The sequence below is a fragment of the Egibacteraceae bacterium genome (assembly GCA_040905805.1).
Classification (GTDB): domain Bacteria; phylum Actinomycetota; class Nitriliruptoria; order Euzebyales; family Egibacteraceae; genus DATLGH01.
This window is the reverse complement of sequence record JBBDQS010000165.1, coordinates 40,364-62,990: the sequence shown is the minus strand read 5'-3', so window position 1 is coordinate 62,990 and position 22,627 is coordinate 40,364. Positions and strand designations below refer to the sequence as shown.

Here is a 22,627-nt window from a genome sequence, read left to right as displayed (position 1 = left end):
GCCGGGGCACTGCCCGGCCGTCACCGACCGACCGGGCCCAGGCCGGGGCACTGCCCGGCCGTCACCGACCGACCGGGCCCAGGCCGGGGCACTGCCGGGCCGTCACCGAACGACCGGGGCCCGGTCAGCTGCCGTCGGCCGGCGGCTGGAGCACCTGCAGGTCGCGCACCGCCGGACCGTGTAGCACCGCTCCGTCGGGAGCGAACCGCGAGCCGTGGCAGGGGCAGTCCCAGCTGGTCTCGCCGCGGTTCCACGACACCAGGCAGCCGAGGTGGGTGCAGGTCGCCGACACCGCGTGCACCGCGCCGTCGGCGTCGCGGCACACGGCCACGTCGTCGCCGTCGACCTTCATCACCGCGCCATCGCCGGGGCCGAGATCCTCGACCCGGTCGGGACCCTCCTTGGACAGCCGGTCGATGAGGAAGTGCTTGCCGACCTCGACGTTCTCGGTCACGAACGTCTTGACCGCGGTGGATGCGCCGATCCGGTTCGCGTCGTACAGGCTCGCCCACGGGTTGTCGCGCCCGGCCACCTGGTCGGCCAGCAGCATCGCCGCCAGGGTGCCGCCGGTCATGCCCCAGGCGTTGAAGCCGGTGGCGGTCAGCAGCCGGTCGCTGCGGCGGGTCAGCCGACCCACGTAGGGCAGCCCGTCCAGGGAGTAGTTGTCCTGGGTCGACCAGCGGTGGGTCACGGCGCCGACGGGGAAGTGCTCGCCGGCCCAGTCGATCAGGCGGCGGTAGCGCTCGTCGGTGCGAGGCTCCTCGCCGGTGCGGTGCTTCTCGCCCGACACCAGCAGCAGCGCCCCGTCCCCGTCGGGGATCGTGCGCAGCGAGCGTGTCGGCGAGCCCGCGTACAGGAACATCCCGCGCGGCACCGCGCCGGGTGGCACCCGCAGGGTCACGACGTGCTCGCGATAGGGATGGACCTTGGAGAAGAACCCGCCCCGGTCGAGGAACGGCATGTGGGTGGCCACGATCACGTGCGCGGCGCTCACCCGCCCCCCGACGGTCGTGACCGTGCACGGGCTGGCGTCGTCGACGTCGGTGGCCCGGGAGCCCGTGAAGATCCGCCCGCCGGCGGCCACCAGCGCGTCGGCGAGGCCGAGCAGGTAACGGCGGGGGTGGAACTGGGCCTGGCCGGTCAGCCGCACCGCCCCGGTGGTCGGCCACGGCAGCGGCGCCTTGGCCAGGTACGTCGCGGGCAGCCCGGCCGCCGTGGCGGCCTGGGCCTCTGCGCGCAGCGTGTCCGCCTGGTCCGGGGTCTGCGCCCACAGGTAGCTGTCGGCGGGCTCCCAGTCACAGTCGATGCCGAGCCGCTCGACGGTCGTGGCCATGTGCGCCAGCGCGGCGCTGTTGGACTCGGCGTACACCCGCGCCGCCGGGGCGCCCATGCGCTTCGTGATCGTCGAGTAGATCGTCGAGTGGCCCACCGTGACCTTGGCGGTCGTGTGCCCCGACACCCCCCCAGCCACAGGGCCGGCGTCCACGAGCACCACCGAGCGGCCGGCCTCGGCCAGCAGCAACGCGACGGTCAAGCCGACGATGCCGGCGCCCAGGACCGCGACGTCGCCGGCCTCGTCGCCGGCAAGGGCTGGGAAACCGGGATGGGGCGTCGAGTCGATCCAGTACGAGCCGTGGGCTCCGGGCAGGTCCATGCGGTCCTCGAGGGGGGTCGCGAAACGGGTTGGCCCGTCTTCCTGTACCCCGCTGTACCCCGCGCGACCCATCCTTGACCCGGGCTGACCGGGGGTACCGGGCGCGTGCAGGATCGGGACCACGCCACGGCCCTGATCCGCAACGCACCGGCCCGCGGGCGGGTGACTCCGGCGCCCTGGCGGTGGAGCGGGCCGACGCCGGGCTGGCGGGGGCGCTGCCGCTTCGCGACTCGAGCGCCTGGTGGGGGCGCTGCCGCTTCGCTACCCGAGCGCCGAGTCCAGGTCCAGCGCGTAGCCCTGCAGCCGGACGCCGGGCGCGGGTTCGTGGTCCAAGTCGGGCTCGCGGTGGAACCCGAGCTTCTCGTAGAGGTCGCGCGCGCTCTCCATCTCCTGGGCGGTCGACAGGACCACCCGCTGCTGCTGCTCCTCGCGCGCATGCGCGATCGCGTACTCCATCAGGGCGCGGCCCACGCCGGTGCCGCGCGCGTCGGGGTGCACGGCCAGCAGCCGCACGCCCACCGTGCCGCCCCGCACGCCCCGGTGGCGGGTGAACAGCGTCACCGACCCGACCAGGCGCCCATCGCGGTCGGCGACGACCACCTCGGCCTCCATCATGCGGCCGCGCACGTTGCCGATGTCCTGCGCGAACGACGCCCAGGCGTCGGGGGACATGCGCGCGGCGTACTCGGCGTAGGCGTCGACGAGCAGCGTCGCGACCCGGTCGAGCTCGTCGTCCCGGGCGGGCCGGATGGTGACGTCGGCGTGCATACCGGCAGCATCGCAGGCCGGCGCCATCCCGCGCCACCCCGACCCCCCGACGCGCGCCCCATGCCCGACACGTGGATCCCGGCGATCCGTGGTAGGAAAGGGCGCCGGCACGCCGCCGCCCCGAGCGGGGACCACGACACCCAAAGGAACCACCCCGTGAGCGACCCGCCCGAGCCCGCGCCCCCTGCGGAGGAGGCCGAGGCCGAGCAGGCCCACGACGGCCTGTACGTGGTCGGCCAGCGCCTCCCGCCGCCGAGCGAGGTCAACGACACGATCGACGCCGGCGCGGCGCTGGTCGCCGGCGCCAGCGCCCTGGTGTTCGCCGCGGGCCTGCTGGCCGGGGCGCCGCTGTGGCTGTACGGCGGCGCGCTGGCGCTCGGGCTGCTGGCGCTGGCGGTGGCCGTGCGGCGCTACTTCGCCTCCGCCTACCCCGACATCGAGGGCCTGGAGCCCCGCGAGGTCCCGGAGGCGGAACCGACCCGGGAGGAGGGCGCCGAGGAGCCCGTCGCCGAGGTCGGCCCCGTGGGCCGGCGCAGCCTGCTGCAGCGCTTGCTGATCGGCGCGGCGGCGCTGTTCGGGTTGAGCCTGGCGGCACCGGTGGCGTCGCTCGGGCCGAAACCCGGCGACGCGCTGCGGCGCACCGCGTGGGAGGCCGGTCAGCGCCTGGTGACCACCGACGGGGCGCCGCTGCGGCCCGACGACGTCGCCCTCGGCGGTATATCCACGGTGTGGCCCGAGGACGCCATCGGCGTCGAGAACTCCGCGGTCGTGCTCGTGCGCCTGTCCTCGGGGCCTCCCCAGGAGCCCACCAACCCGGACTGGGTCGTGCAGGGCGAGCTGGTCGCCTACTCCAAGGTGTGCACCCACGCGGGCTGCCCCGTGGGGCTGTTCCGCGAGCGCGACGACGCGCTGTTCTGCCCCTGCCACCAGTCCACGTTCGACGCGGCCCGCGGCGCGGTGCCGACCTTCGGGCCGACGGCCCGCGCGCTGCCGCAGCTGCCGCTGGGCGTCGACGACGACGGCTTCCTGGTGGCGATGGGCGACTTCGTCGAGCAGGTCGGCCCGGCGTTCGGATGAGCGCACCGCCGCCGCGTGCGGGGGACCGCGCCGTTCACGGCGCTGTTGCGCCGACCCTTCGTCGAACGCCGGCTGGTGGCCTACGATCCCGCCATCGACAGCGACGTGTGCTCCCGACCCCTGGAGGTGGCGGTCCGCGCGCGCCCGGTGCTCGGCGCGACGGTGCGCGCCCTGGGGCGCCGGCGTGCCCGGGGGCGGGCGGCGGGGGGCGGGGGGACCGACGCGCGGGACGCGCACATGGCAGGCGATCGGGTCTCCGGGTGAGGCTGGCGAAGGCGGCGACGACCACGCGCTGGCGGACCCTGCTGCCCGTGGCCTCCTGGGCGACCGTCATCGCTGCCGCCGCGGTGGCCTGGCTGCTCGTCGCGGGGGGCGCGGGGGGACTGGGGATCGCGGGGGCCGACACCGGCGACGCCGACGCCGATCCGCCCGCCGGGGAGGGCGGGCGGGGCGACACCCTCTACACGGTGCACTGCGCCCGCTGCCACGCCGCCGACGGCACGGGGGGCGCCGACCCCGCCGAGACGGCGCCGGCGCTGGTGGGCATGGAGGTGGCCCGCGTCGACCTCGCGCTGCGCACCGGTCGGATGCCCCCCGCGCGGGTCGACGGCTCGGGCCGGGGGCGCCGGTGGAACGACAGCGAGCGCGAGACTCTGGTCTCCTACCTGACCGAGCGGTTCGACCTGGAGGGCGACGTGCCCGAACCGGAGGGCGGGCAGGCGCCGGTGGGCCGCGAGCTGTACGCCACGCACTGCGCGGCCTGCCACGGCTACACCGCGGGCGGTGGGGTGGCCGGCGGCGGCGCGATCACCCCGAACGTGTTGGGCCGGGAGCCAACCGTCATCGCCGAGGCGGTCCGGGTGGGGCCGTTCCAGATGCCGCGCTTCGCCGAGGAGCAGATCAGTGACGAGGGGCTCGGGCACCTCGTCGCCTACCTCGACGAGATCGCCCACGAGGACACCACCCCGATCGGCCTCGGCGAGCTGCACCCCGTGTACCTGGCGGGGTTCGTCGCACTGCTGGCCCTGGCGACCATCTTCTCCTGCATGTTCATCGCCGGGCGAGTCGCGATGTTCCCCGACCGGCCCGCCGACCCCGACGCCGACCCCGACGCCGACCCCGACGCCGACGAGGGCCACGCGAGCGAGGCGACACCGTGACGCCGCTGTTCGCGCTGCTGTTCGACGCCCTGGACGAGCGCCTGCGGCTGCGCAAGCCCAGCCGCAAAGTCCTGAACAAGGTGTTCCCCGACCACTGGTCGTTCCTGCTCGGCGAGGTGGCGCTGTTCAGCTTCCTCGTGCTGGTCGTCACCGGGGTCTTCCTGACGATGTTCTACCGCCCCTCCTCGGACCTGGTCACCTACACGGGGGCCATGCCGCTGTACGAGGGGCGGGAGCTGCCGGGGGCGTTCGAGTCGATCGTGCGGCTGTCCCACGACGTGCCCGGCGGCCTGTTCTTCCGGCGGCTGCACCGCGGTGCCAGCCACCTGTTCATCGCCGCGACCGTGCTGCACATGCTGCGGATCCTGTTGACCGGGGCGTTCCGCCGGCCCCGGGAGATCAACTACCACGTCGGGGTGGGCCTGCTGCTGCTCACGTTCGCGTCGGGCTTCACCGGGTACTCGCTGCCCTACGACGCGCTGGCCGGCATCGGCCTGCGCATCGCCTACTCGTCGCTGCTCGCCGTGCCCTACGTCGGCGACCAGATGGCCTTCTGGATCTTCGGCGGCGACTTCCTGACCGCCAACCTGATCCCGCGCTTCTACGTTTTCCACGTGCTGTGGATCCCGGCGCTGCTGATCGGGCTGATCAGCGTGCACCTGGCGGTCATGACCCGCCAGCGCCACACGCAGTTCCCGCGGTCGGGCATCGACGGGCACCGGTTCGTCCTCGGCAAGCCGCTGTGGCCGCACCAGTTCTCCGCCTCGACGACCCTCATGCTGTGGATCGGCGGGCTGCTGGCGACCGCTGCGGTGCTGATCCCGTGGAGCGACGTGCTGCTGATCGGCCCCTACGTCGCCGGGGAGGTCGGCAACCAGGCCCAGCCCGACTGGTTCCTGTTCTGGCTGGAGGGGGCCCTGCGGATCTTCCCGCCGCTGGAGTTCCGGATGCTCGGCATGACCGTGTCGGGCGTGTTCGTCGCCGGGGCGCTGCTGCCCGCCGGGATCTTCGTCGTGCTGATCGCCTACCCGTTCCTCGAGCGGCGGGTCTACCGCCTCGAGGGCGACTGGCACGTCCTGCAGAACCCGCTGGACGTCCCGCTGCGCGCGGCCGTGGCGCTGGGCACGTTCAGCTTCGTGCTGCTGCTGTCGGCGGCGGCCACCAACGACATCCTGTCCAGCCTGACGGGCGTGCCGATCGAGACCATCACCTGGTTCTTCCGCATCACGTGCGTGGTCGTGCCACCGCTCCTGGCCGCCGGCGTCTGGACGCTCACCCGCCGCCGCCTGGCCCGCCGTGGCCGGGTGGTGGCGTCGTCGGAGGCCGACGCGGAGGCCGTACTCGGCTGACCACCCTGGTGTAACCGTGGCGGACGCGGGTATGACTGCTTGCATGGGAATCGTCATCGCACTCGTCCTGCTCGCGCTGATCTTCGGCGGCATCGGCCTGCTGGTGGAGGGGCTGCTCTGGCTCCTCGTCATCGCCGCGGTGCTCGTCGTCCTCGGGGCCGTCTTCGGCTTCCGGGGTCGCGGTCGCGTCTAGCCGCCGGCACAGCCCGCCCGGCTCCCGGCAGCGAGCGATCGCCGGCGGCGGGCTAGGGTCGGCCGGTGCACCCCCGGCCGTCGTCATCGCGCCCCGCCGTGCTCGTCGGCGTCGTCGTGGTGTGCTGTGCCGTCCTGGCGCTCGGGTGGTGGTCGAAGGCGCGCTGCCTCGGCGAGGGTGCCTGGTCCGGCGGTGAGCAGTACACGCAGTGGTGCTACACCGACGTGTACGCCCTGTGGTTCTCCAGCGGGCTGAGCGAGGGCGCGCCCCTCTACGCCGACCACCCCGGCCGCGAGCACGCCGTGGAGTACCCGGTGCTGACCGGCGCCCAGATGTGGGCGGCGGCGCGGGTGGCGGCCCTGACCCCACCCGCACAGCGCGCGGCGGCGTTCTTCCACGCCACCGCGGCGCTCGGCGCGGCCGCGGCCCTGGCCACCCTGGGGCTGCTGGCAGCGGCCGGCCGGCCGCCCCGGCGACTGCTGTGGTGGGCGGGCGCGCCGACGCTGGCCCTGCTGGCGTTCGTGAACTGGGACCCGGTGCCCGTCGCCCTGCTGGTCGCCGGGGTGGTGGCCCACCGGCGGGGCCGCGACGGGCTGGCCGGCGTGGCGGCGGGGCTCGGCGCCGCCGCCAAGCTGTTCCCCGGGCTGCTCGTGCCCCTGGTGGTCGCCACCCGGCTCGCCCAGGGCCGGCGCCGCGACGCCGCCGCGCACGCCGGGGCCGCCGCCGCGGCCTGGCTCGCGGTCAACCTGCCCGTCCTGGTGACCGCGCCGCAGGGCTGGCGGCGGTTCCTGGACCTCAACCGGGAGCGGCCCGCCGACTGGGACAGCCTCTGGTACCTCGCCGAGCAGCTGCGCGGGTCGGCGTTCGCCGTCCCGACCGTCAACGCGGCCTCGGCGGCACTGCTCGTCGCCGGGGCGGCCGCCATCGCCGTCGTCGGCGCCCGCCGGCGCGAGCCGGCCCGCTGGTGGGAGCTCGTCCTGCCGCTCATGGCCTGGTTCCTGCTCACCAACAAGGTGTACTCGCCCCAGTTCAGCCTGTTCCTGTTGCCGCTGATGGCCCTGGCCCTACCCCGGGCCGGGCCGTTCGTGGCGTTCGTGGCCGCCGACGTCGCGGTGTTCGCGGTGCGTTTCCCGTTCCTCGGCGGCCTGACCGGTCTGGAACCGGCGCCCGACTACGCGTGGTTCGGCGCGGCGGTGGTGGTGCGCGCCGCCGTGCTCGTCTGGGTGATCCTGGCGGCGGTCCGGGGGCAGCCGGCGCGGACGGCGGCGGGCGGGGTGCCCTACTCGGGCGGGGGCGCCGGCGCCGGGGTGGGGTCCGGCTCCGGCGGCCGGGCCGGCGGGGCGCCCTACTCGGGCGGGGGCGCCGGCGCCGGGGTGGGGTCCGGCTCCGGCGGCGGGGCGGGCGGGTCACCCGGTGGGGCGGTGGGCGCGGGCGACGGCGTCGGGGACGGCGGAGGCGGAGGCGGAGGCGGGGGGTCGTCACCGGGCGGTGAGGTGGGGGGCGCGGTCGGCGCCGGCGCCGGCCCGTCGTCGCCGTCGGGGTCGTCCTCGCGGTCGTCCTCGCGGTCGTTCTCGCTGTCGTCCTCGCTGTCCGGGTCGGGCTCGGCGTCGACGCACCTGCCGCCCGAGGCGGCCAGGATCTCACCGGTCCCGCACCTCGGGGTGGTGGGCACCGGGGACGGGCTGGGGTTGACGACCTGCAGTGAGCCGCCGGCCGTGGGGAACCGCGCCACCTCGAGCCCGGAGTGCACGGTCGACATGAACGCGTGCCAGACCTCCGCGGGCAGGTCCCCACCGGTCGGGTCGCCGGGCATCCGGCGGTTGTTGTCGCGGTTGCCCATCCACACCACCGCCGTCAGCTGGGGGGTGTAGCCGGCGAACCACGCGTCGGCGTGGTTGGTGGTGGTCCCGGTCTTGCCGGCGGCTGGCCGCCCCAGGTCGGCGCCGCGAGCGGTGCCGGTGCGCAGCACGCCCTGCAACACGTCGGTCACCGTCCAGGCGACCTGCTCGCTGAAGGCGCGCCCGGCGCTGTCGGGCGCGGCGAACAGGACCTCGCCGTCGTGTTCCACGCGCTGGATGGTGGTGGGCTCGTGGTGCAGGCCGCCGGCCGCGAAGGTGTTGTACGCCTCCGCGAGCTCCAAGGGGGAGACCTCCGCGGTGCCGAGCACCGTCGAGGAGTCGTGGGGGTCCATCTCCCCGTCGATGCCGGCCCGGCGGGCGAGCTCGACCATGGGCTCCCCACCGACCTCCTCGTACAGCTGCCCGTAGACGGTGTTGACCGACCGCCAGGTCGCCTCCCGCAGGCTCAGCTCGCCGTAGGCGGCGCCGCCGAAGTTGCTGATCTCGTAGGGCCGTCCGTCCACCCGGGTGCCCGCCATCTCGTAGCTCGCCGGCGCGGGGAAGTAGCTCTCCGGCGAGTTGCCCTGCTCGACCCAGGCCGCGAGCGCGAACGGCTTGAACGTCGACCCGGGCTGGCGCGCGGCCAACGCCATGTTCACCTGGTCCGCGGCGTGGTCCGGGCCGCCGACCAGGGCCCGGACACCCCCGCTGGCCGGGTCCAGGGCGACCAGGGCCCCGGTCGCGCCCTCGGGCACCCCGGCCTCGAGCACGTCGGTGTACGCGGCCTCGGCGGCGGCCTGGACCCCCAGGTCCAGCGTGGTGGTGACCTCCAGGCCGTGGTAGATCCGGTCGACACCCACGTGCGCGGCGAGGTCGCGCTGCACGAGGTCCAGGAAGAACGGCGCGTCGCGGAACTGGATCGGTCGCACCGGCAGCGGCTCGGGCATCTCCGCGGCGAGCATCCCCGCGTCGGCGGCCTCGATCTGCCCGAGGGTCATGAGCTGGCTCAGCACGTAGCGGTACCGCCGCTCCGCGTCCTCCGGGTGCTCCAGCGGGTCCAGGCGCGAGGGCGAGGGGATGATGCCGGCGAGCTGCACCGCCTCGGCACCGGACAGGTCGACGGCGTCCTTGCCGTAGTAGGCGGTCGCGGCGGCCTGGATGCCGTAGGCGCCCCGGCCGAAGTAGATGGAGTTGAGGTAGAACTCGAGGATCTCGTCCTTCGTGAACTGCTGCTCCAGCTTGACCGCGAGCGCCGCCTCCCGGACCTTGCGCAGCGCCGTGCGGGCGTCGTCGGTGGTCACGTTCTTGATGTACTGCTGGCTGATCGTCGACCCGCCCTGGCTGACCTGCCCGCTCGTGACGTTCACCACCGCCGCGCGGAAGATCCCCGGCAGGCTGATGCCCGGGTGGGAGTAGAACTCGGCGTCCTCGGCGGCGAGCACCGCGTCGATCACGTGCGGGGGCAGGTCGTCGAGCGCGATGTCCGCACGGCTGGACTCGGCCTGCAGCGTCGCGATCTCGGTCCCGTTGGCGTCGTAGATGACGGTGCCGGCCTCGCCGATGTCCTCCGGCAGCGGCACCGAGGTGAAGAAGTAGAAGAACAGCACCAGCCCCGCGAACGCCAGCGCCAGGCCCGGGAAGAGCAGCAGCAGCGCGATGGGCCGGCGGCACCACCGTCGGCGCCGGGGCACCGGACGCGGCGCACGCCCGCGCCGCGCGGCGTGCCCGCCACCGCCTCGATCGCCCGGCCGACCTGCACCGGTGCGACCACCGCGAGCGGCGCCCGTGCGCCCGGACGGCGGCGTGTTCGGGCTCGGCCGCCGGGTCGGCCGCGACGCGCGCCGGGGCCCGGGGCGGGCAGGCGAGGCGCTCGGCGTCCGGGCGCGCGCACGCGACGCACCGCCAGGGGCGGGGCGTGGTCGGGGGCTGACGCGCGCACGGAGACCACGTCTGGCAGCGGGTTGGCGCTGCCTCGTGCCGTCCGAGCGGCCGGGGGGCGGCCGCCTGCTCATACCCCGCAGTCTGCCATGCCCGGTCCGGGGGTGGGCCGGGGACCGGGTGGCCGGACGGCCTCGGCCCGCCTCAGCACGCAGGCGGTCGCTGCGCGACCGCCCCACCCGGCACAACCGGTCAGCCGGCGTGCGCCCGCCCGAGCAGGTAGCTCTCCACCAGGTGGTTCCACCCGCAGACCAGGCAGGCCTCCACGACGTAGGCGGTGAACGAGCGGTGGGTCGCCGCCAGCCCCGCCAGCTCGTCGCGGTTCCAGACCACCTGGCCGGACTTGCGCTTCAGGTCGTCACCGTAGACGTAGGTCACCAGCCGCAGCGTGCTGGCCGGGTCGCGGGGCACCGCCGCCCGATCGTCGGCGAGCGCGCAGATCGGGCAGGCCCGCTCCGTGGCCTCGCCGATGTTGCGGGCGGCGCGCAGCAGCTCGGGGTGGGCGTCGCAGACGTCGGTGAGCGCCACGGCGCCGCGCGAGACCTTGCGCACCAGCGCACGCTTGGCCATCCGGTAATCGATTTGCCCCTTCATGGTCGGGTGCCGATTGTAGTGGCTGGCCAGCTGGGAACGGCGGCCCATTCTGGCCCGGGTCCAGCGCGCATGTATCATCCCGCTATATCGTGGGGATACATCGCCCCGATGCATCGTCCGGATGCATCGGCCAGCTGCACCACCGCCCGACCGCACCGACCGAACCGACCGACTCTGACCCGCAAGGACGTCACCATGCTTGAGCTCGCGATCCTCGGTTTGCTGAAAGAGCGTCCGATGCACGGATACGAGCTGCGCAAGCAGCTCGGGCAGAAGCTCGGCCTCTTCTGGACGGTGTCGTTCGGCTCGCTGTACCCCACCCTGCGCCGCCTGGAGAAGCGCGGCGCGGCCGAGAAGGTGCACGCCGAGCCGCAGACGTCCCGGCGCAAGCAGGAGTACCGGATCACCGACATCGGCGAGCAGGAGTTCCTCGAGCTGCTCGAGGAGAGCGCGGGCACCGGGGCCGAGCAGGAGAAGTTCTCCCTGCGCCTGGCCTTCTTCCGCTACCTGCGCCCCGAGATGCGCATCAAGCTGCTGGAGCGGCGCAAGGCCTACCTGGAGGACAAGCTGGACGAGGGCCGCCGGTCACTCGGCCGTGCGCGCGTCACCCGGGCGGACACCTACACGATGTCGCTGGTGCGCCACGGGGTGGACACGACCGCCGCCGACATCGCCTGGCTCGACGAGCTGATCGTCGCCGAGCGCACCGCCCTGGCCGAGCGCGGCGAGCACGACCCCCCGCCGACGCCTCCGCCGACGCCCCCGTCGGCCCCGGCCCCGCCCGGCGACGACATCGTGCGCACAGAACTGCAGAACCAATGAGCGGTACCGACAAGGAGACGTTGATGAGTGGCCCTGCACCGAGCAACTCGACCCGGCACGGAGGAGTCCGCGTCGCGGTCGTCGGCGTGGGCAACTGCGCCAGCTCTCTCGTCCAGGGCGTGCAGTACTACGCCGACGCGGACCCCGAGGCGCGCGTCCCCGGGCTCATGCACGTCGAGCTCGGCGGCTACCACGTGCGCGACCTGGAGTTCGTGGCCGCGTTCGACGTGGATGCGAAGAAGGTCGGCCACGACCTCTCCGAGGCGATCGTCGCCCCGCCCAACAACACCATCCAGTTCGCGGACGTGCCGCCGCTGGGCGTCGAGGTGCTGCGGGGCCCGACCATGGACGGGTTCGGCAAGTTCTACGCCGAGTCGTGCGAGGAGTCAGACGCCGAGCCCGTCGACGTGGCGGCGGCCCTGCGCGAGGCCCGCGCCGACGTGCTCGTGTGCTACCTGCCGGTCGGCAGCGAGCAGGCCGCCCGGTTCTACGCCGGTGAGGCGCTGGCCGCGGGGTGCGCGCTGGTCAACTGCCTGCCCGCGTTCATCGCCACCGACCCCGAGTGGGCGCAGCGCTTTGCCAAGGCCGGGCTGCCGATCATCGGTGACGACATCAAGAGCCAGGTCGGCGCGACGATCACCCACCGCCTGCTGACGCGCCTGTTCGAGGACCGGGGGGTCACGATCGACCGCACCTACCAGCTGAACTTCGGCGGCAACATGGACTTCATGAACATGCTGGAGCGCGAACGGCTGGACTCGAAGAAGGTGTCGAAGACCCAGTCGGTCACGAGCCAGATGTCCAACGGGATCGGCAAGGACAACATCCACATCGGCCCGAGCGACCACGTGCCGTGGCTCGAGGACCGCAAGTGGGCCTACATCCGCATGGAGGGACGCAACTTCGGCGACGTGCCCCTGAACATCGAGCTCAAGCTCGAGGTCTGGGACTCGCCGAACTCCGCCGGCGTGGTCATCGACGCGGTGCGCTGCGCCAGGGTCGCGATGGACCGCGGCATCGGCGGCCCGTTGCTCGGCCCGTCCAGCTACTTCATGAAGTCCCCCCCGGCCCAGTTCCCCGACGACGTGTGCCGCGAGATGGTCGCGGAGTTCATCGCCGGACCGGAGTGGCCCCCTGCGGAGTCCGTGCGGGTCGCCGACGCGCCCGAGCGCACCCGCGACGCCGCCACCGTCCCCCGCGGCTAGCCCAGCCCCGCGACCGGTCAGCATCCCAAGGGCGGTCGCTGCGCGACCACCCTGGAGGCGGTGGCCTGGCCGGGCCACACGACCGGGCAAGTCGCCGGGCCACACGACCACCCTGGAGGTGGTGGCCTGGCCGGGCCACACGACCGGGCAAGTCAGGGGCGCCCCATGCGCCCCATGCGCGCTATGCGCGCTATGCGGCCCGCGCGGCCCGCGGGCGCGTAGCGGTACACCACCCGGCCGCGCACCGCGGATCGCGGCAGCGCCCCGTAGGCGCGGCTGTCGGTGCTGGCCGCGGGGTTGTCGCCCAGCACGGTCACCGCGTCGGCGTCCACCGCCGCGACCCGTTTGACCACCAGCCGGCCGGGGGCGCGGGGGTCGGCGACCACGACCAGGACGCCGGGCGCCAGCGCCCTCGGCCAGCGCCGCACGAGCAGCCGGTCGCCGGGCGCGAGGGTCGGCGCCATGCTGGCCCCGTGCACGACCAGCCGCTGGTGGGCGGCCACCGCCAGAGCGGCCGCGATCGCCGCGATCGCCCGGCCCGCGGCACCCCATGGTCGCCCGCATGCGGTTTCGTGCCGTGGGTAGGGGTTATAGAGTCCGCCACGAGCGTTCGCGTGTTCGTTCGCCTCTGCTGTCAAAGGAGTGCTCCGATGCCCCTGCCCACCCGCCTGCTGACCCTCCTGGACCGTGTGCACGCGCCCCGGGCCGTGCACGCCCACTGCGACATCCCCTGCGGGGTCTACGACCCCGAACAGGCGCGCATCGAGGCTGAATCCTGCCTCAAGATCATCGGCAAGTACCACGCCTCCGACGACGAGGTCTTCCGCCAGCGCTGCGTGGTCGTCAAGGAGGAGCGCGCCGAGCTCGCCAAGCACCACATCGACGTGCTCTGGAGCGACTGGTACAAGCCCGACAAGCACGGCGCCGAGCACCACGCCCTGTTCAACAAGGCCGTCAAGGCCGGGTCGGCCGTCAAGGCCTCCATGGACGAGGCCAAGGCCAAGGAGATGCTCGACCTGATCGACCAGATCGATGAGCTCTGGAAGGCCAACGACGGCCCCGCCACCACCCGTGCGAACGGCCGCCCGGGCTAGAGCTCGGGTATCGCCACCACCCCGGCGGGGGAGGCCGGTCGCCATGCCCGCCTCCGCTGACGTCAGCCCGGCCTTGGCCGAGCTCGCCCAGCGGCACGGTGTCGCCACCGCCTACACCGGCGCCGACGGCCGGGCGGTCACCGTCCCGGCCGCGACGGTGCGGGCCGTGCTCGCGGCCATGGACGTCCCCGCCGCCGAGGACGAGGTCACCGGATCGCTGCAACGGGCCACCGATGCGGCGCGGGCCCGCCGTCTGCCGGCCACCGTCGTCGCCCGCCGCGGGCACCCCGACACGTTCGGTCTGCCCCCGCTCGACGGCGTCGCCGCACGCGTGCACCTGGAGGACGGCACCACCGTCGACCTGCCGCGCCCCGGCCGCGCGCTGCCCGTCGACCTGCCGCGCCCCGGCCGCGCGCCGCCCGTCGACCTGCCCGGCCCCGGCCGCGCGCCGCCCGTCGACCTGCCCGGCCCCGGCCGCGCGCTGCCCGTCGACCTGCCGCTCGGCTACCACCGCCTGGAGGCCGGCGACGAGCAGGCGCACCTGATCGTGGCGCCGGGACGGTGCCCGCTTCCGGCGGACCTCGACCGCCAGTGGGGCTGGATGGTGCAGCTGTACGCGCTGCGCTCGGCGGACAGCTGGGGGATGGGCGACCTGGCGGACCTGGGCCGGCTCGCCGCCCGCAGCGCCGCCGAGCTCGGCGCCGGCTTCGTGGTGGCCAACCCGCTGCACGCCGCCACCCCGGTCCTGCCCGTCGAGCCCTCGCCGTACTACCCGTCGAGCCGGCGCTTCTCCAACCCGCTGTACCTGTCGGTCACCGACGTCGACGAGCTCGACGCGGCCGACCCGGGCGTCCGCGAGCGCGTGACCGGGCTGGCCGGCGCCGCCCGCGACGCCGGCACACCCGACCGCATCGACCGCGACGCCGTCTTCCGCGCCAAGACCTGGGCCCTGGAGCTGCTGCACACCGTCCCCCGCTCACCCGCCCGCGAGCAGGCGTTCGCCGACTACCGCGACCAGGAGGGCCGGGGCCTGGTCGACTTCGCGACCTTCTGCGCCCTCGCCGAGCGCCACGGCACCCCCTACACCGGCTGGCCCGCCGACCTGCGCCACCCCGCCGCCCCGGGCGTGGAGCCCGCGCGCGGCGAGCTGGCCGACCGCGTGGCCTTCCACACCTGGCTGCAGTGGCTGTGCGACACCCAGCTGGCCGCCGCCCAGGCCGCCGCCGAGGCTGCGGGCATGCCCATCGGGATCGTCCACGACCTCGCCGTGGGCGTGGACCCGGGCGGGGCGGACGCGTGGGCGCTGCAGGACGACCTGGCGGGCAGCGTCACCGTCGGCGCGCCACCCGACCCGTTCAACCGCCAGGGCCAGGACTGGCGGTTGCCGCCGCTGCGCCCCGACCGCCTGGCCGCGACCGGCTACGCCGCCTTCCGCGACATGCTCGCCGGCGTCGCACGCCACGCCGGCGGCCTGCGCGTGGACCACGTCCTCGGCCTGTTCCGCCTGTACTGGATCCCCGAGGGCGCCCCCGCCGCGGCCGGCACCTACGTCCGCTACCCCGGCGACGCCCTGCTCGGCGTGCTGGCTCTGGAGGCCGAGCGCGCCGGCGCGCTGGTCGTCGGCGAGGACCTCGGCACCGTCGAGGAGGGCGTGCGCGAGCGGCTGCGCGCCGCCGGCGTGCTCGGCTCCAGCGTGCTGTACTTCGAGCGCACCGCCGACGGCGGCGCGCCCCTGCCCGCCGCCGACTACCCCGCCCTGGCGCTGGCCAGCGTCACCACCCACGACCTGCCCACCGCCGCCGGCTGGTGGCGCGGCGAGGCGGTCCGCGTCCAGGCCGAGCTCGGGCTGCTCGACGACCCCGCGGCCGAGCAGGCCCGCGCCGCCCGCCAGCGCGACGAGCTGGCCGCCATGCTGCGCGCCGAGGGCCTGGTCGGCCACGACCCCACCGTCGAGGAGCTGGTCGTGGCCATGCACGCCTTCCTCGCCGCCGGCCCCGCGCTGCTGGTGGCCGCCGCCCTGGGCGACGCCGTCGGCGACACCCGCCAGCCCAACCTGCCGGGCACCACCGACGCCTATCCCAACTGGCGCCTGCCGCTGGCCGACGCCGACGGGCAGGTCGTCCTGCTCGACGAGCTGCTCGACCGCCGCACCACCCGCCGACTGGCCACCACCCTGCGCCGCCCCTGACCTCGAGCGTCGGACCGGCGGTCCGCTGGGAAAAGGCGCTGTGTAGTCGGCTCACCACTGAGCGCATCTTCCGGTCCGCAGATGGCCGCGCAAGCGGCCCCGATCACTGTGGACAACCGGCGCCCGCGCGGCGAGCATGGCGGTAGCGTCCACCTATGGACCCAGGAGGTGCACGATGGCGGTGGCGACCGGCGCCCGCATGGCCCACGCGGTGCTCGAGAAACTGGAAGCCGAGGGCAAGCTCGACGAGAGCCTGCGCTACGAGATCCTCAACGGCGAGCTCGTGATCCGCGGCGTGCCCCGTACCCGTCACGAGCGCGCCGTCAGTGCCCTCATGTACTACTTCACGACATGGGCCCGGGACCATGGCGGTGAGGTGTTCGCCGGCCTCGGCATCGAGATCGGCGACCAGCGGCCGATCCCCGACTGCACGGTCATCGGCCCCGACCGGGTCGACGAGCTCGCCGAGGACGGCTTCCACGTGCCGCCCGACCTGGTCGTCGAGGTGACCTCACCGGGGACCCGCAGCCTCGACTTGCACGAGAAGCACGACATCTACCAGCAGCTCGGCGTGCCCGAGTACTGGGTGGTGGACCTGCACCGCGACATCGTGCTCGTGCACCGACGCGACCCCGCGGTCGCCGGCCCGGCTGACGACGGCGCCTACGCCGTCACCGAGCACACCGCCGGCACCACGCTCACCCCTGCGGTCGCAGCCGGTCTAGCCGTGCCCGTCGCCGAGCTGCTCCCGCGGCGCTGACCGCCTAGCTGACCCACTTGGCGAGCCACAGCTGCTCGCCGAGCTGGTCGAGGAGGACGAGCTCGCTCTCCGCCTCGTCGACGTGGGCCTCCTCGTCGCGCAGGAACCCCTCCAGCAGCGTGCGGGTGCCCGGGTCGCCCTGCTCGTGGCAGATGGACACACCGCGCCGGTAGCGCTCCACGGCGGCGACCTCCATCTCGAGGTTGGCGCGGAACTGCTCGATGACCGACTCGCCGACCGCCACGGTGGACAGCCGCTGCATGTTGGGCACGCCCTCGAGGAACAGGATCCGTTCGATGAGCGTCTCGGCGTGCTTCATCTCGCCGATGGACTCGTCGTAGTACTCCTTGGCGAGCTTGGCGTAGCCCCAGTCATCGGCCATCTTCGAGGCGATGAAGTACTGGTTGACCGCGGTGAGCTCCGCGGTGAGCGCCTCGTTCAGGATCTCGATGACCTGCGGGCTGCCTTGCATGGGGGTCTCCGTTCTCGCCAGCGGGGGAGCCCACACCCTAGCGCGAAACGGCTGCCGTCCTCCCCGCCGGGGTGGCCGCCGACGTCGCGGCCAGGGGGCAGTCCGCGCAGTCGCCGAGCAGGCGGCTGATGGCCGGGACGCAGCCGCCGCAGCCGGTGCCCGCACCGCACGCCTCGGCGACGTCGAACTCGTCGCGGGCGCCCAGGGCGATCGCCTCGCGGATCCCCCGCTCGTAGACCACCTTGCAGTGACAGACCAGCACCAGGCGCTGCCTTCCCTTAGGTTCTCCTCACCACTGTAAGGCGAACCTTACCAACGGGCAACCCGGGTAGGTTCTCAGAGATCCTCGGAGGCGGCCCACTCGTCGAGCAGGCGGTAGGCCTCCTCCTCGCTCATGGGGCCCTGGTCCAGGCGGGCCTCGAGCAGCATCTCGCGGGCCTGGCCCACCGCCGGACCGGGTGCGAGGTCGAGGTGGGCCATGATCTGGTTGCCGTCCAGGGGCGGGCGGATCTGGGCGATCGACTCCTCGGCGTCGAGCCTGGCGATGCGCGCCTCCAGGTCGTCCATCGCCTCGGCGAGGCGGCGGGCCTTGGCCTTGTTGGCGGTGGTGACGTCCGCGCGGGTCAGCAGGTTCAGGCGCACCAGCTGCTCGCGGGTGCCGGCGTCGCGGACGTAGCGGCGCACCGCGGAGTCCGACCACGCCTGGTCGGAGTAGCCGTGGAAGCGCAGGTGCAGGTAGACGAGCTCGGCGACCGCGTCGACGTCGTCGTTGGAGTAGGTGAGCGCGCGCAGGCGCTGGCGGGCCATGCGCGCCCCGACGACCTCGTGGTGGTGGAACGTGACCTTGCCGTCGGGGTGGAACTCGCGGGTGGCGGGCTTGCCGATGTCGTGCAGCAGCGCGGCCAGGCGCAGGATGCGGTCCTCGCGCGGGCAGTTGTCGACGACGGCCATGGTGTGGGCGTAGACGTCCTTGTGGTGGTGGCTCGGATCGCGCTCCATGCGCAGCGCGGGCAGCTCCGGCAGGAACCGGTCGGCCAGGCCCGTGTCGCACAGCAGGTCCATGCCCCGGCGGGGTTCGGCCGCGGTGACGAGCTTGTCGAGCTCGGCGCGGATGCGCTCGCGGCTGATGCCGTCGAGCTGGGCGGCCATGACCGTGGCGGCCTTGCGCGCCGCGTCGTCGGGCTCCGCGCCGAGCACCGCGGCGAACCGCGCCAGGCGCACCATCCGCAGCGGGTCGTCGCCGAAGCTGATCTCGGCGTCCACGGGCGTGCGCAGCACGCGGGCCGCCAGGTCGGCCAGGCCGCCGAACGGGTCGACGAAGCGGTGCTCGGGCAGGCGCACCGCCATCGCGTTGCAGGTGAAGTCGCGGCGGGCGAGGTCGCCCTCGATGTCGGTGCCGTAGGTCACCGCGGGGTGGCGCGACCCCGGCTGGTAGACGTCGGCGCGGAAGGTGGTGACCTCCAGGTTCCAGCCGCCCTTGTGGGCGCTGACCGTGCCGAACCGCGCGCCGGTCAGCCAGACCGCGTCGGCCCAGCCGTCCACGAGCCGCTCGGTCTCCTCCGGCGGGGCGGAGGTCGCGAAGTCCAGGTCGCCGGGGGCCTCGCCGTGCAGCAGCGTGTCCCGCACGGTGCCACCGACGAGGTACAGCTCGTGCCCGGCCGCCGCCATGCGGTGGGCGAGCTCGTCGGCGACCGGGTACACCGCCACGAGCTCCGCCAGGCGACGGTGCTGGTCAGCGGTCGGATCGGAGGAGGCCATCGCCGCTCATGCTAAGAGATGTCCCGCTATCCCGGACGCAAGGGTCTGGGTGGGGCATCAGGGCTTGTCGTCGGCCTCGTTCCCGCTTGGTCACCTTTGGGGGGGTGTCTCATCGGGGATCGTGGTCGGGACCTGCCCGGTTAGGGGGCGCAGAGGCAGCCGGGAAGGGTTGGAGCGGGCCGCGCGGGGGCCTGTGTGGACTTCACCGATCCCCCGACCCAACCACCGCGCTGTTGCAGCGCGCCGCCGAACCCGTTCACGTCACGGCCTCGATCGGCACGGGCGAGCTGCGCGCGAGCCGCTTGTCGAGGGTCAAAAGGGGCGAAGACGGCCGCGCCGCCCCCTCGACCGGCCGCGAGCCAGGTCGACGGGACGGCATGCCGAGAAGTTGGTCAGGGGTTCACGGTGAGCTCGTGCACCATGCCCAGCTCCGCGTGGGGCGGGCCGCCCTCGACCTCAGGCGGGCCCTCGCCCTCCCCCGTGAGCGCCTCCTCGTACGCGGCCGGGTCGGCGCCCTCGGGGATGAAGCACAGCAGGAGATAGCGACCGGGCTCGTCGAGGGTGACCGAGCCGTCCGCGTCCGGGGCCTCCGGGTCGATGCCCTCCTCGCCAGGGAGCGCGAAGAGCATGCCGCGGAACTCCGTGACGTCCTGCGCTTCGGCGTCGGACAGCCCGATCAGCTCGTCGAGCGGGCGCGTCTCGTCGTCGTCGACCCGCAGAACGAGCATCTCGTGGACCTCCGCATCCGAGCCGTTGGTGAAGGTCAGGGTCGTGCCGGGGGCGACCTCCTCGGGAGCTTCGAAGGCGTAGTCGACGCCCGTGACCGTCATCGCCGAGCCGTCGGTGTCGGTCTGCGCAGCGTCGTCGGCGTCGGGGCTGGCCCCATCGTCGCCCGAGCAGGCGGTCAGCAGCGCGAGTGCTACGACGAGGACGGACGTCACGATGCGGGTGGCTGTCCGATCCCGCGTGGCCGGTCCCGGGCGCAGGCCCGTCCAGGCGACGGCGGCGGCGCCGGCGAGCGCGGCGATGCCGCCCGCGACACCGAAGCTGGATGAGACGTGGGGCCACAGCAGAGAGGACACCCCGAGGATCGAGAGGCCGACCGCCGTTGACCCGGCGGTGATGTGTCGGCCGGGACGTTGCGCAGCGCTCAGCAGCGCAAGGCCGGCAAGGGCGAGTGCGGCGGCGGTCGTCCCGGCGTAGTGCGCCATCTCGACATGGGGATCGGTCGGAAGTCCCCCGCGGTGCAGCGCGGCCTGCTCGAACGCGTACCAGACGAGGGGCGCCGCCACGACCGCTCCCACGATCAAGCCCAACCCGTCCCACGTCCCAGCCGGAAACAGCCGGTCACGAGCGGGGTGCAGGACACCGGCGATCGCGACGAGCGCGACGACGACGAATGTGGCGATGTCGGTCTCAACGATGATCGCCATCGTCGCCATGAGCGCTCCCAAGCCGACCAGGACCTGGAGGTACGCCCCGGGGCGTTGCGTCGGTCGCCGCAGCGAGACGAGCAGACCCACGAGGATGACGACGCCCTCCAGGGTGCCCCAGGCGAGGTCGTGGAAGCGGTGAGAGCCGCCGTCGAGGGTGCTGACCCAGCCGGTCACCAAGAGGTGACCGCCCGTCAGGGCGACCGCGAGGGCCGGCAGGCTGAGCAGGATCCGGTAGCCGATGCGGCGTGGTCGGGAGGTCGTCGGGGGGACGGTGTCGGTGGGGCGCGTGGTCGTCACGGGGTGCTCCTTCGATCGGGGTGGCTCCAGCCTCGATCGATCCCTGCCCCACGTCGTCCTCCCCCGGTGCCCGATCGGATCCCTGGGGGATGACGCGCCGAGCAGCCGTGTACATCCCCAGGGGGACGCGGGTGGTCCCCGGGAGGGCGGACGCGGACAGCCCGGCGCGTTACGGTCACGTGACTCGAACGGAGGCTCCCGTGCGTGTTGACCTCGGCAGGCTGGCCGGACACCGGACCACTGTGGTCGGCGACCTCTCCGTCGCTTCGTTCCTCTTCGCGTACACCGCGATCGAGCTGATCGCTGGCGCAGACGCCCATGAGGGGGTCCTCGCCCTGCACCTGGCTGGTGGGGCGCTCATGACGCTCCCGCTCGCACTGCGCCGAACCGTCCCGTGGCTGCCGGGGGTGGCGTTCCTGCCGGCGATGCTCCTGGACACCGTCCTCACGGTGCCGGCCAGCTCCTTCGGCGAGTTCATGGCGGCGATGCTCGCCGTGTACTCGCTCGCGGTCCACGCCTCCCCCCGGGAGGCCCTCGTGGGCGGCACGTCGGTGGCGGTGGCGATCGGGGTGTTCCTGGCCCGCGACCCGATGACGGAGTCGGTTCTCGACGCGCTCTCCACGATCGTCGTGCTGGGCGTGTGGGCGGGCATCGGCCTGTTCGTCCGGCGACGCCGGGGCGAGATCGAGGAGCGCGCACGACGGGCAGCCATGGAGGAGCGCACCCGCATCGCCCGTGACCTGCACGATCTGGTGGGCCATGCGGTGAGCCTCATGACCGTGCAGGCGGGCGTCGCGCGCGTTGCGGTCGACGGGAACGACACCCCCCGGGCACGGGAGGCTCTCGGCGCGGTCGAGACCGCGGGTCGCCAGGCGCTCGACGAGCTCCGGCGCGTGCTCGGCATGCTCCAGACGCCCGGTGGCGACGGGGAGGCGGGCCTTGCCCCCCAGCCCGGCATCGAGGCGGTGGAGGACCTGGTCGAGCAGCACCGGCGGGCGGGCCTGCCCGTGGACCTGCACCACGACGGCCAGCCACGGGCGGTCCCGGCCGGCGTCGCGCTGGCGGTCTACCGCATCGTCCAGGAGGCCCTGACGAACGTCCGGAAGCACGCCGGCGCCCCGAGGACGGACGTGACGCTTCGCTACCGCCCCCAGGCCGTCGAGGTGGCGGTCCACGACCAGGGGCCCGGTCACCGCGGGCGCCCCCGCGACGGGCAAGGACTACCCGGCATGCGGGAACGGGTCGCGCTCTACGGTGGCGAGCTCCGCGTCGGTCCCGGCCCGCGCGGTGGCTTCGCGCTCGAGGCGATCGTGCCGACGACGGAGGACCGGCGATGATCCGCGTCGTGATCGCCGACGACCAGGAGCTCGTCCGCTCCGGCTTCGTCTACATCGTCGGGTCGCAGACGGACATGGAGGTCGTCGGGGAGGCCGGAGACGGTCTCGGCGCCATCGAGCGGGCCCGCCGGCTCACGCCCGACGTGGTGGTGATGGACATCAGGATGCCGCGGCTGGACGGCATCGAGGCGACCCGCAGGATCGTCCGCGCCAATCCCGCTACGCGCGTGCTCGTGCTCACGACCTTCGACCTCGACGAGCACCTGTACGAGGCCATGACGGCAGGGGCAAGCGCGTTCCTGCTGAAGGACGCGCCCCCCGAGCAGCTCGTGTCCGGGATCCGGATGGTCGCGGCCGGCGAGGCCCTCGTCGCCCCCGCGATCACCCGGCGGCTGATCGCGGCGTTCGTCGACCGGTCGCGCCCCAGCGGGTCGAGCGCGCTGGAGCGGTTGACCGAGCGGGAGCACGACGTGCTGCGGTCGCTCGCGGGCGGTCGCTCCAACCAGGAGATCGCGGCCGAGCTCCACCTCTCCGAGGCGACCGTGAAGACCCATGTCAGTCGGATCTACGCGAAGCTCGACGTCCGAGACCGGGCCCAGGCCGTGGTCGTCGCCTACGAGGAAGGACTCGTCGAGCCGGGCCACACCGACGGGCCGCTGCCGCCGGGGGACGCGTGACGCCGCAGGT

Annotated in this window: 21 protein-coding genes and 1 pseudogene; 13 read left to right on the top strand and 9 right to left on the bottom strand. The window is 74.0% G+C overall.

What is annotated here, in order from left to right; translation table 11 throughout:
- Window positions 1-124 precede the first annotated feature (124 nt).
- Both WD250_17570 and WD250_17565 read right to left on the bottom strand, forming a co-directional pair.
- Window positions 125-1,654 carry an FAD-dependent oxidoreductase gene (locus WD250_17570; GenBank protein MEX2622023.1) on the bottom strand — a complete coding sequence of 510 codons (1,530 nt, stop codon included), beginning with the start codon at window positions 1,652-1,654 and terminating at the stop codon, window positions 125-127.
- Between the two features lie 261 nt (window positions 1,655-1,915).
- Window positions 1,916-2,422: a GNAT family N-acetyltransferase gene (locus tag WD250_17565; protein MEX2622022.1), complete on the bottom strand. Its 507-nt coding sequence runs from the start codon at window positions 2,420-2,422 to the stop codon at window positions 1,916-1,918.
- 156 nt (window positions 2,423-2,578) lie between these two features.
- Between WD250_17565 and WD250_17560 the strand changes: the two genes are divergently transcribed.
- The 6 genes and pseudogenes from WD250_17560 to WD250_17535 all read left to right on the top strand — a co-directional run bounded on the left by WD250_17560 (window position 2,579) and on the right by WD250_17535 (window position 7,160).
- Complete coding sequence (locus tag WD250_17560) at window positions 2,579-3,499, top strand: Rieske 2Fe-2S domain-containing protein (protein MEX2622021.1); 921 nt, start codon at window positions 2,579-2,581, stop codon at window positions 3,497-3,499.
- 15 nt (window positions 3,500-3,514) lie between these two features.
- On the top strand, window positions 3,515-3,763 hold the full coding sequence (locus tag WD250_17555; protein ID MEX2622020.1) for a hypothetical protein: 249 nt from the start codon (window positions 3,515-3,517) through the stop codon (window positions 3,761-3,763).
- Window positions 3,760-4,659 carry a cytochrome c gene (locus WD250_17550; protein ID MEX2622019.1) on the top strand — a complete coding sequence of 300 codons (900 nt, stop codon included), beginning with the start codon at window positions 3,760-3,762 and terminating at the stop codon, window positions 4,657-4,659. The genes WD250_17555 and WD250_17550 overlap by 4 nt, the downstream gene beginning before the upstream one ends.
- Window positions 4,656-6,008 carry a cytochrome b N-terminal domain-containing protein gene (locus WD250_17545; protein MEX2622018.1) on the top strand — a complete coding sequence of 451 codons (1,353 nt, stop codon included), beginning with the start codon at window positions 4,656-4,658 and terminating at the stop codon, window positions 6,006-6,008. Before WD250_17550 ends, WD250_17545 begins: the two co-directional genes overlap by 4 nt.
- A gap of 43 nt (window positions 6,009-6,051) precedes the next feature.
- Window positions 6,052-6,201 carry a hypothetical protein gene (locus WD250_17540; GenBank protein MEX2622017.1) on the top strand — a complete coding sequence of 50 codons (150 nt, stop codon included), beginning with the start codon at window positions 6,052-6,054 and terminating at the stop codon, window positions 6,199-6,201.
- 332 nt (window positions 6,202-6,533) lie between these two features.
- Window positions 6,534-7,160: pseudogene (locus tag WD250_17535) on the top strand (glycosyltransferase 87 family protein).
- 386 nt (window positions 7,161-7,546) lie between these two features.
- Here WD250_17535 and WD250_17530 read toward each other — a convergent pair.
- Together WD250_17530 and WD250_17525 are read right to left on the bottom strand one after the other, a co-directional pair.
- Entirely contained in the window at window positions 7,547-9,730 is a 2,184-nt protein-coding gene (locus tag WD250_17530; protein MEX2622016.1) for a transglycosylase domain-containing protein, read from the bottom strand.
- 439 nt (window positions 9,731-10,169) lie between these two features.
- On the bottom strand, window positions 10,170-10,571 hold the full coding sequence (locus tag WD250_17525) for a DUF5318 family protein (protein ID MEX2622015.1): 402 nt from the start codon (window positions 10,569-10,571) through the stop codon (window positions 10,170-10,172).
- Window positions 10,572-10,766: 195 nt separating this feature from the next.
- On the opposite strand from WD250_17525, the gene WD250_17520 reads away from it, so the two are divergent.
- Together WD250_17520 and WD250_17515 are read left to right on the top strand one after the other, a co-directional pair.
- Complete coding sequence (locus WD250_17520) at window positions 10,767-11,393, top strand: helix-turn-helix transcriptional regulator (protein MEX2622014.1); 627 nt, start codon at window positions 10,767-10,769, stop codon at window positions 11,391-11,393.
- A 23-nt stretch (window positions 11,394-11,416) separates the two neighbouring features.
- Entirely contained in the window at window positions 11,417-12,598 is a 1,182-nt protein-coding gene (locus WD250_17515; GenBank protein MEX2622013.1) for an inositol-3-phosphate synthase, read from the top strand.
- A 152-nt stretch (window positions 12,599-12,750) separates the two neighbouring features.
- On the opposite strand, the gene sodX is transcribed toward WD250_17515, so the two are convergent.
- Window positions 12,751-13,293 carry a nickel-type superoxide dismutase maturation protease gene (gene sodX, locus WD250_17510; protein ID MEX2622012.1) on the bottom strand — a complete coding sequence of 181 codons (543 nt, stop codon included), beginning with the start codon at window positions 13,291-13,293 and terminating at the stop codon, window positions 12,751-12,753.
- On the opposite strand from sodX, the gene sodN reads away from it, so the two are divergent.
- From sodN to WD250_17495, 3 genes are all read left to right on the top strand, one after another.
- On the top strand, window positions 13,249-13,692 hold the full coding sequence (gene sodN, locus WD250_17505; GenBank protein MEX2622011.1) for a superoxide dismutase, Ni: 444 nt from the start codon (window positions 13,249-13,251) through the stop codon (window positions 13,690-13,692). The genes sodX and sodN overlap by 45 nt on opposite strands.
- Before the next feature lie 43 nt (window positions 13,693-13,735).
- Window positions 13,736-15,880 carry a 4-alpha-glucanotransferase gene (gene malQ, locus WD250_17500; protein ID MEX2622010.1) on the top strand — a complete coding sequence of 715 codons (2,145 nt, stop codon included), beginning with the start codon at window positions 13,736-13,738 and terminating at the stop codon, window positions 15,878-15,880.
- A gap of 175 nt (window positions 15,881-16,055) precedes the next feature.
- Window positions 16,056-16,640: a Uma2 family endonuclease gene (locus WD250_17495; GenBank protein ID MEX2622009.1), complete on the top strand. Its 585-nt coding sequence runs from the start codon at window positions 16,056-16,058 to the stop codon at window positions 16,638-16,640.
- 4 nt (window positions 16,641-16,644) lie between these two features.
- On the opposite strand, the gene bfr is transcribed toward WD250_17495, so the two are convergent.
- The 4 genes from bfr to WD250_17475 form a co-directional block, all read right to left on the bottom strand.
- The gene (gene bfr / locus WD250_17490) at window positions 16,645-17,112 is read right to left on the bottom strand and encodes a bacterioferritin (protein ID MEX2622008.1); all 468 of its coding nucleotides are present in this window, start codon (window positions 17,110-17,112) and stop codon (window positions 16,645-16,647) included.
- Between the two features lie 37 nt (window positions 17,113-17,149).
- Window positions 17,150-17,374: a (2Fe-2S)-binding protein gene (locus tag WD250_17485; protein ID MEX2622007.1), complete on the bottom strand. Its 225-nt coding sequence runs from the start codon at window positions 17,372-17,374 to the stop codon at window positions 17,150-17,152.
- A 74-nt stretch (window positions 17,375-17,448) separates the two neighbouring features.
- A complete protein-coding gene (locus WD250_17480; GenBank protein ID MEX2622006.1) occupies window positions 17,449-18,870 on the bottom strand; it encodes a CCA tRNA nucleotidyltransferase in 1,422 nt (473 codons plus the stop codon).
- 392 nt (window positions 18,871-19,262) lie between these two features.
- On the bottom strand, window positions 19,263-20,603 hold the full coding sequence (locus tag WD250_17475; GenBank protein ID MEX2622005.1) for a hypothetical protein: 1,341 nt from the start codon (window positions 20,601-20,603) through the stop codon (window positions 19,263-19,265).
- Window positions 20,604-20,803: 200 nt separating this feature from the next.
- On the opposite strand from WD250_17475, the gene WD250_17470 reads away from it, so the two are divergent.
- Together WD250_17470 and WD250_17465 are read left to right on the top strand one after the other, a co-directional pair.
- The gene (locus tag WD250_17470; protein MEX2622004.1) at window positions 20,804-21,940 is read left to right on the top strand and encodes a sensor histidine kinase; all 1,137 of its coding nucleotides are present in this window, start codon (window positions 20,804-20,806) and stop codon (window positions 21,938-21,940) included.
- Window positions 21,937-22,617, top strand: a complete 681-nt coding sequence (locus tag WD250_17465; protein MEX2622003.1) for a response regulator transcription factor — start codon at window positions 21,937-21,939, stop codon at window positions 22,615-22,617. The genes WD250_17470 and WD250_17465 overlap by 4 nt, the downstream gene beginning before the upstream one ends.
- Window positions 22,618-22,627 lie beyond the last annotated feature (10 nt).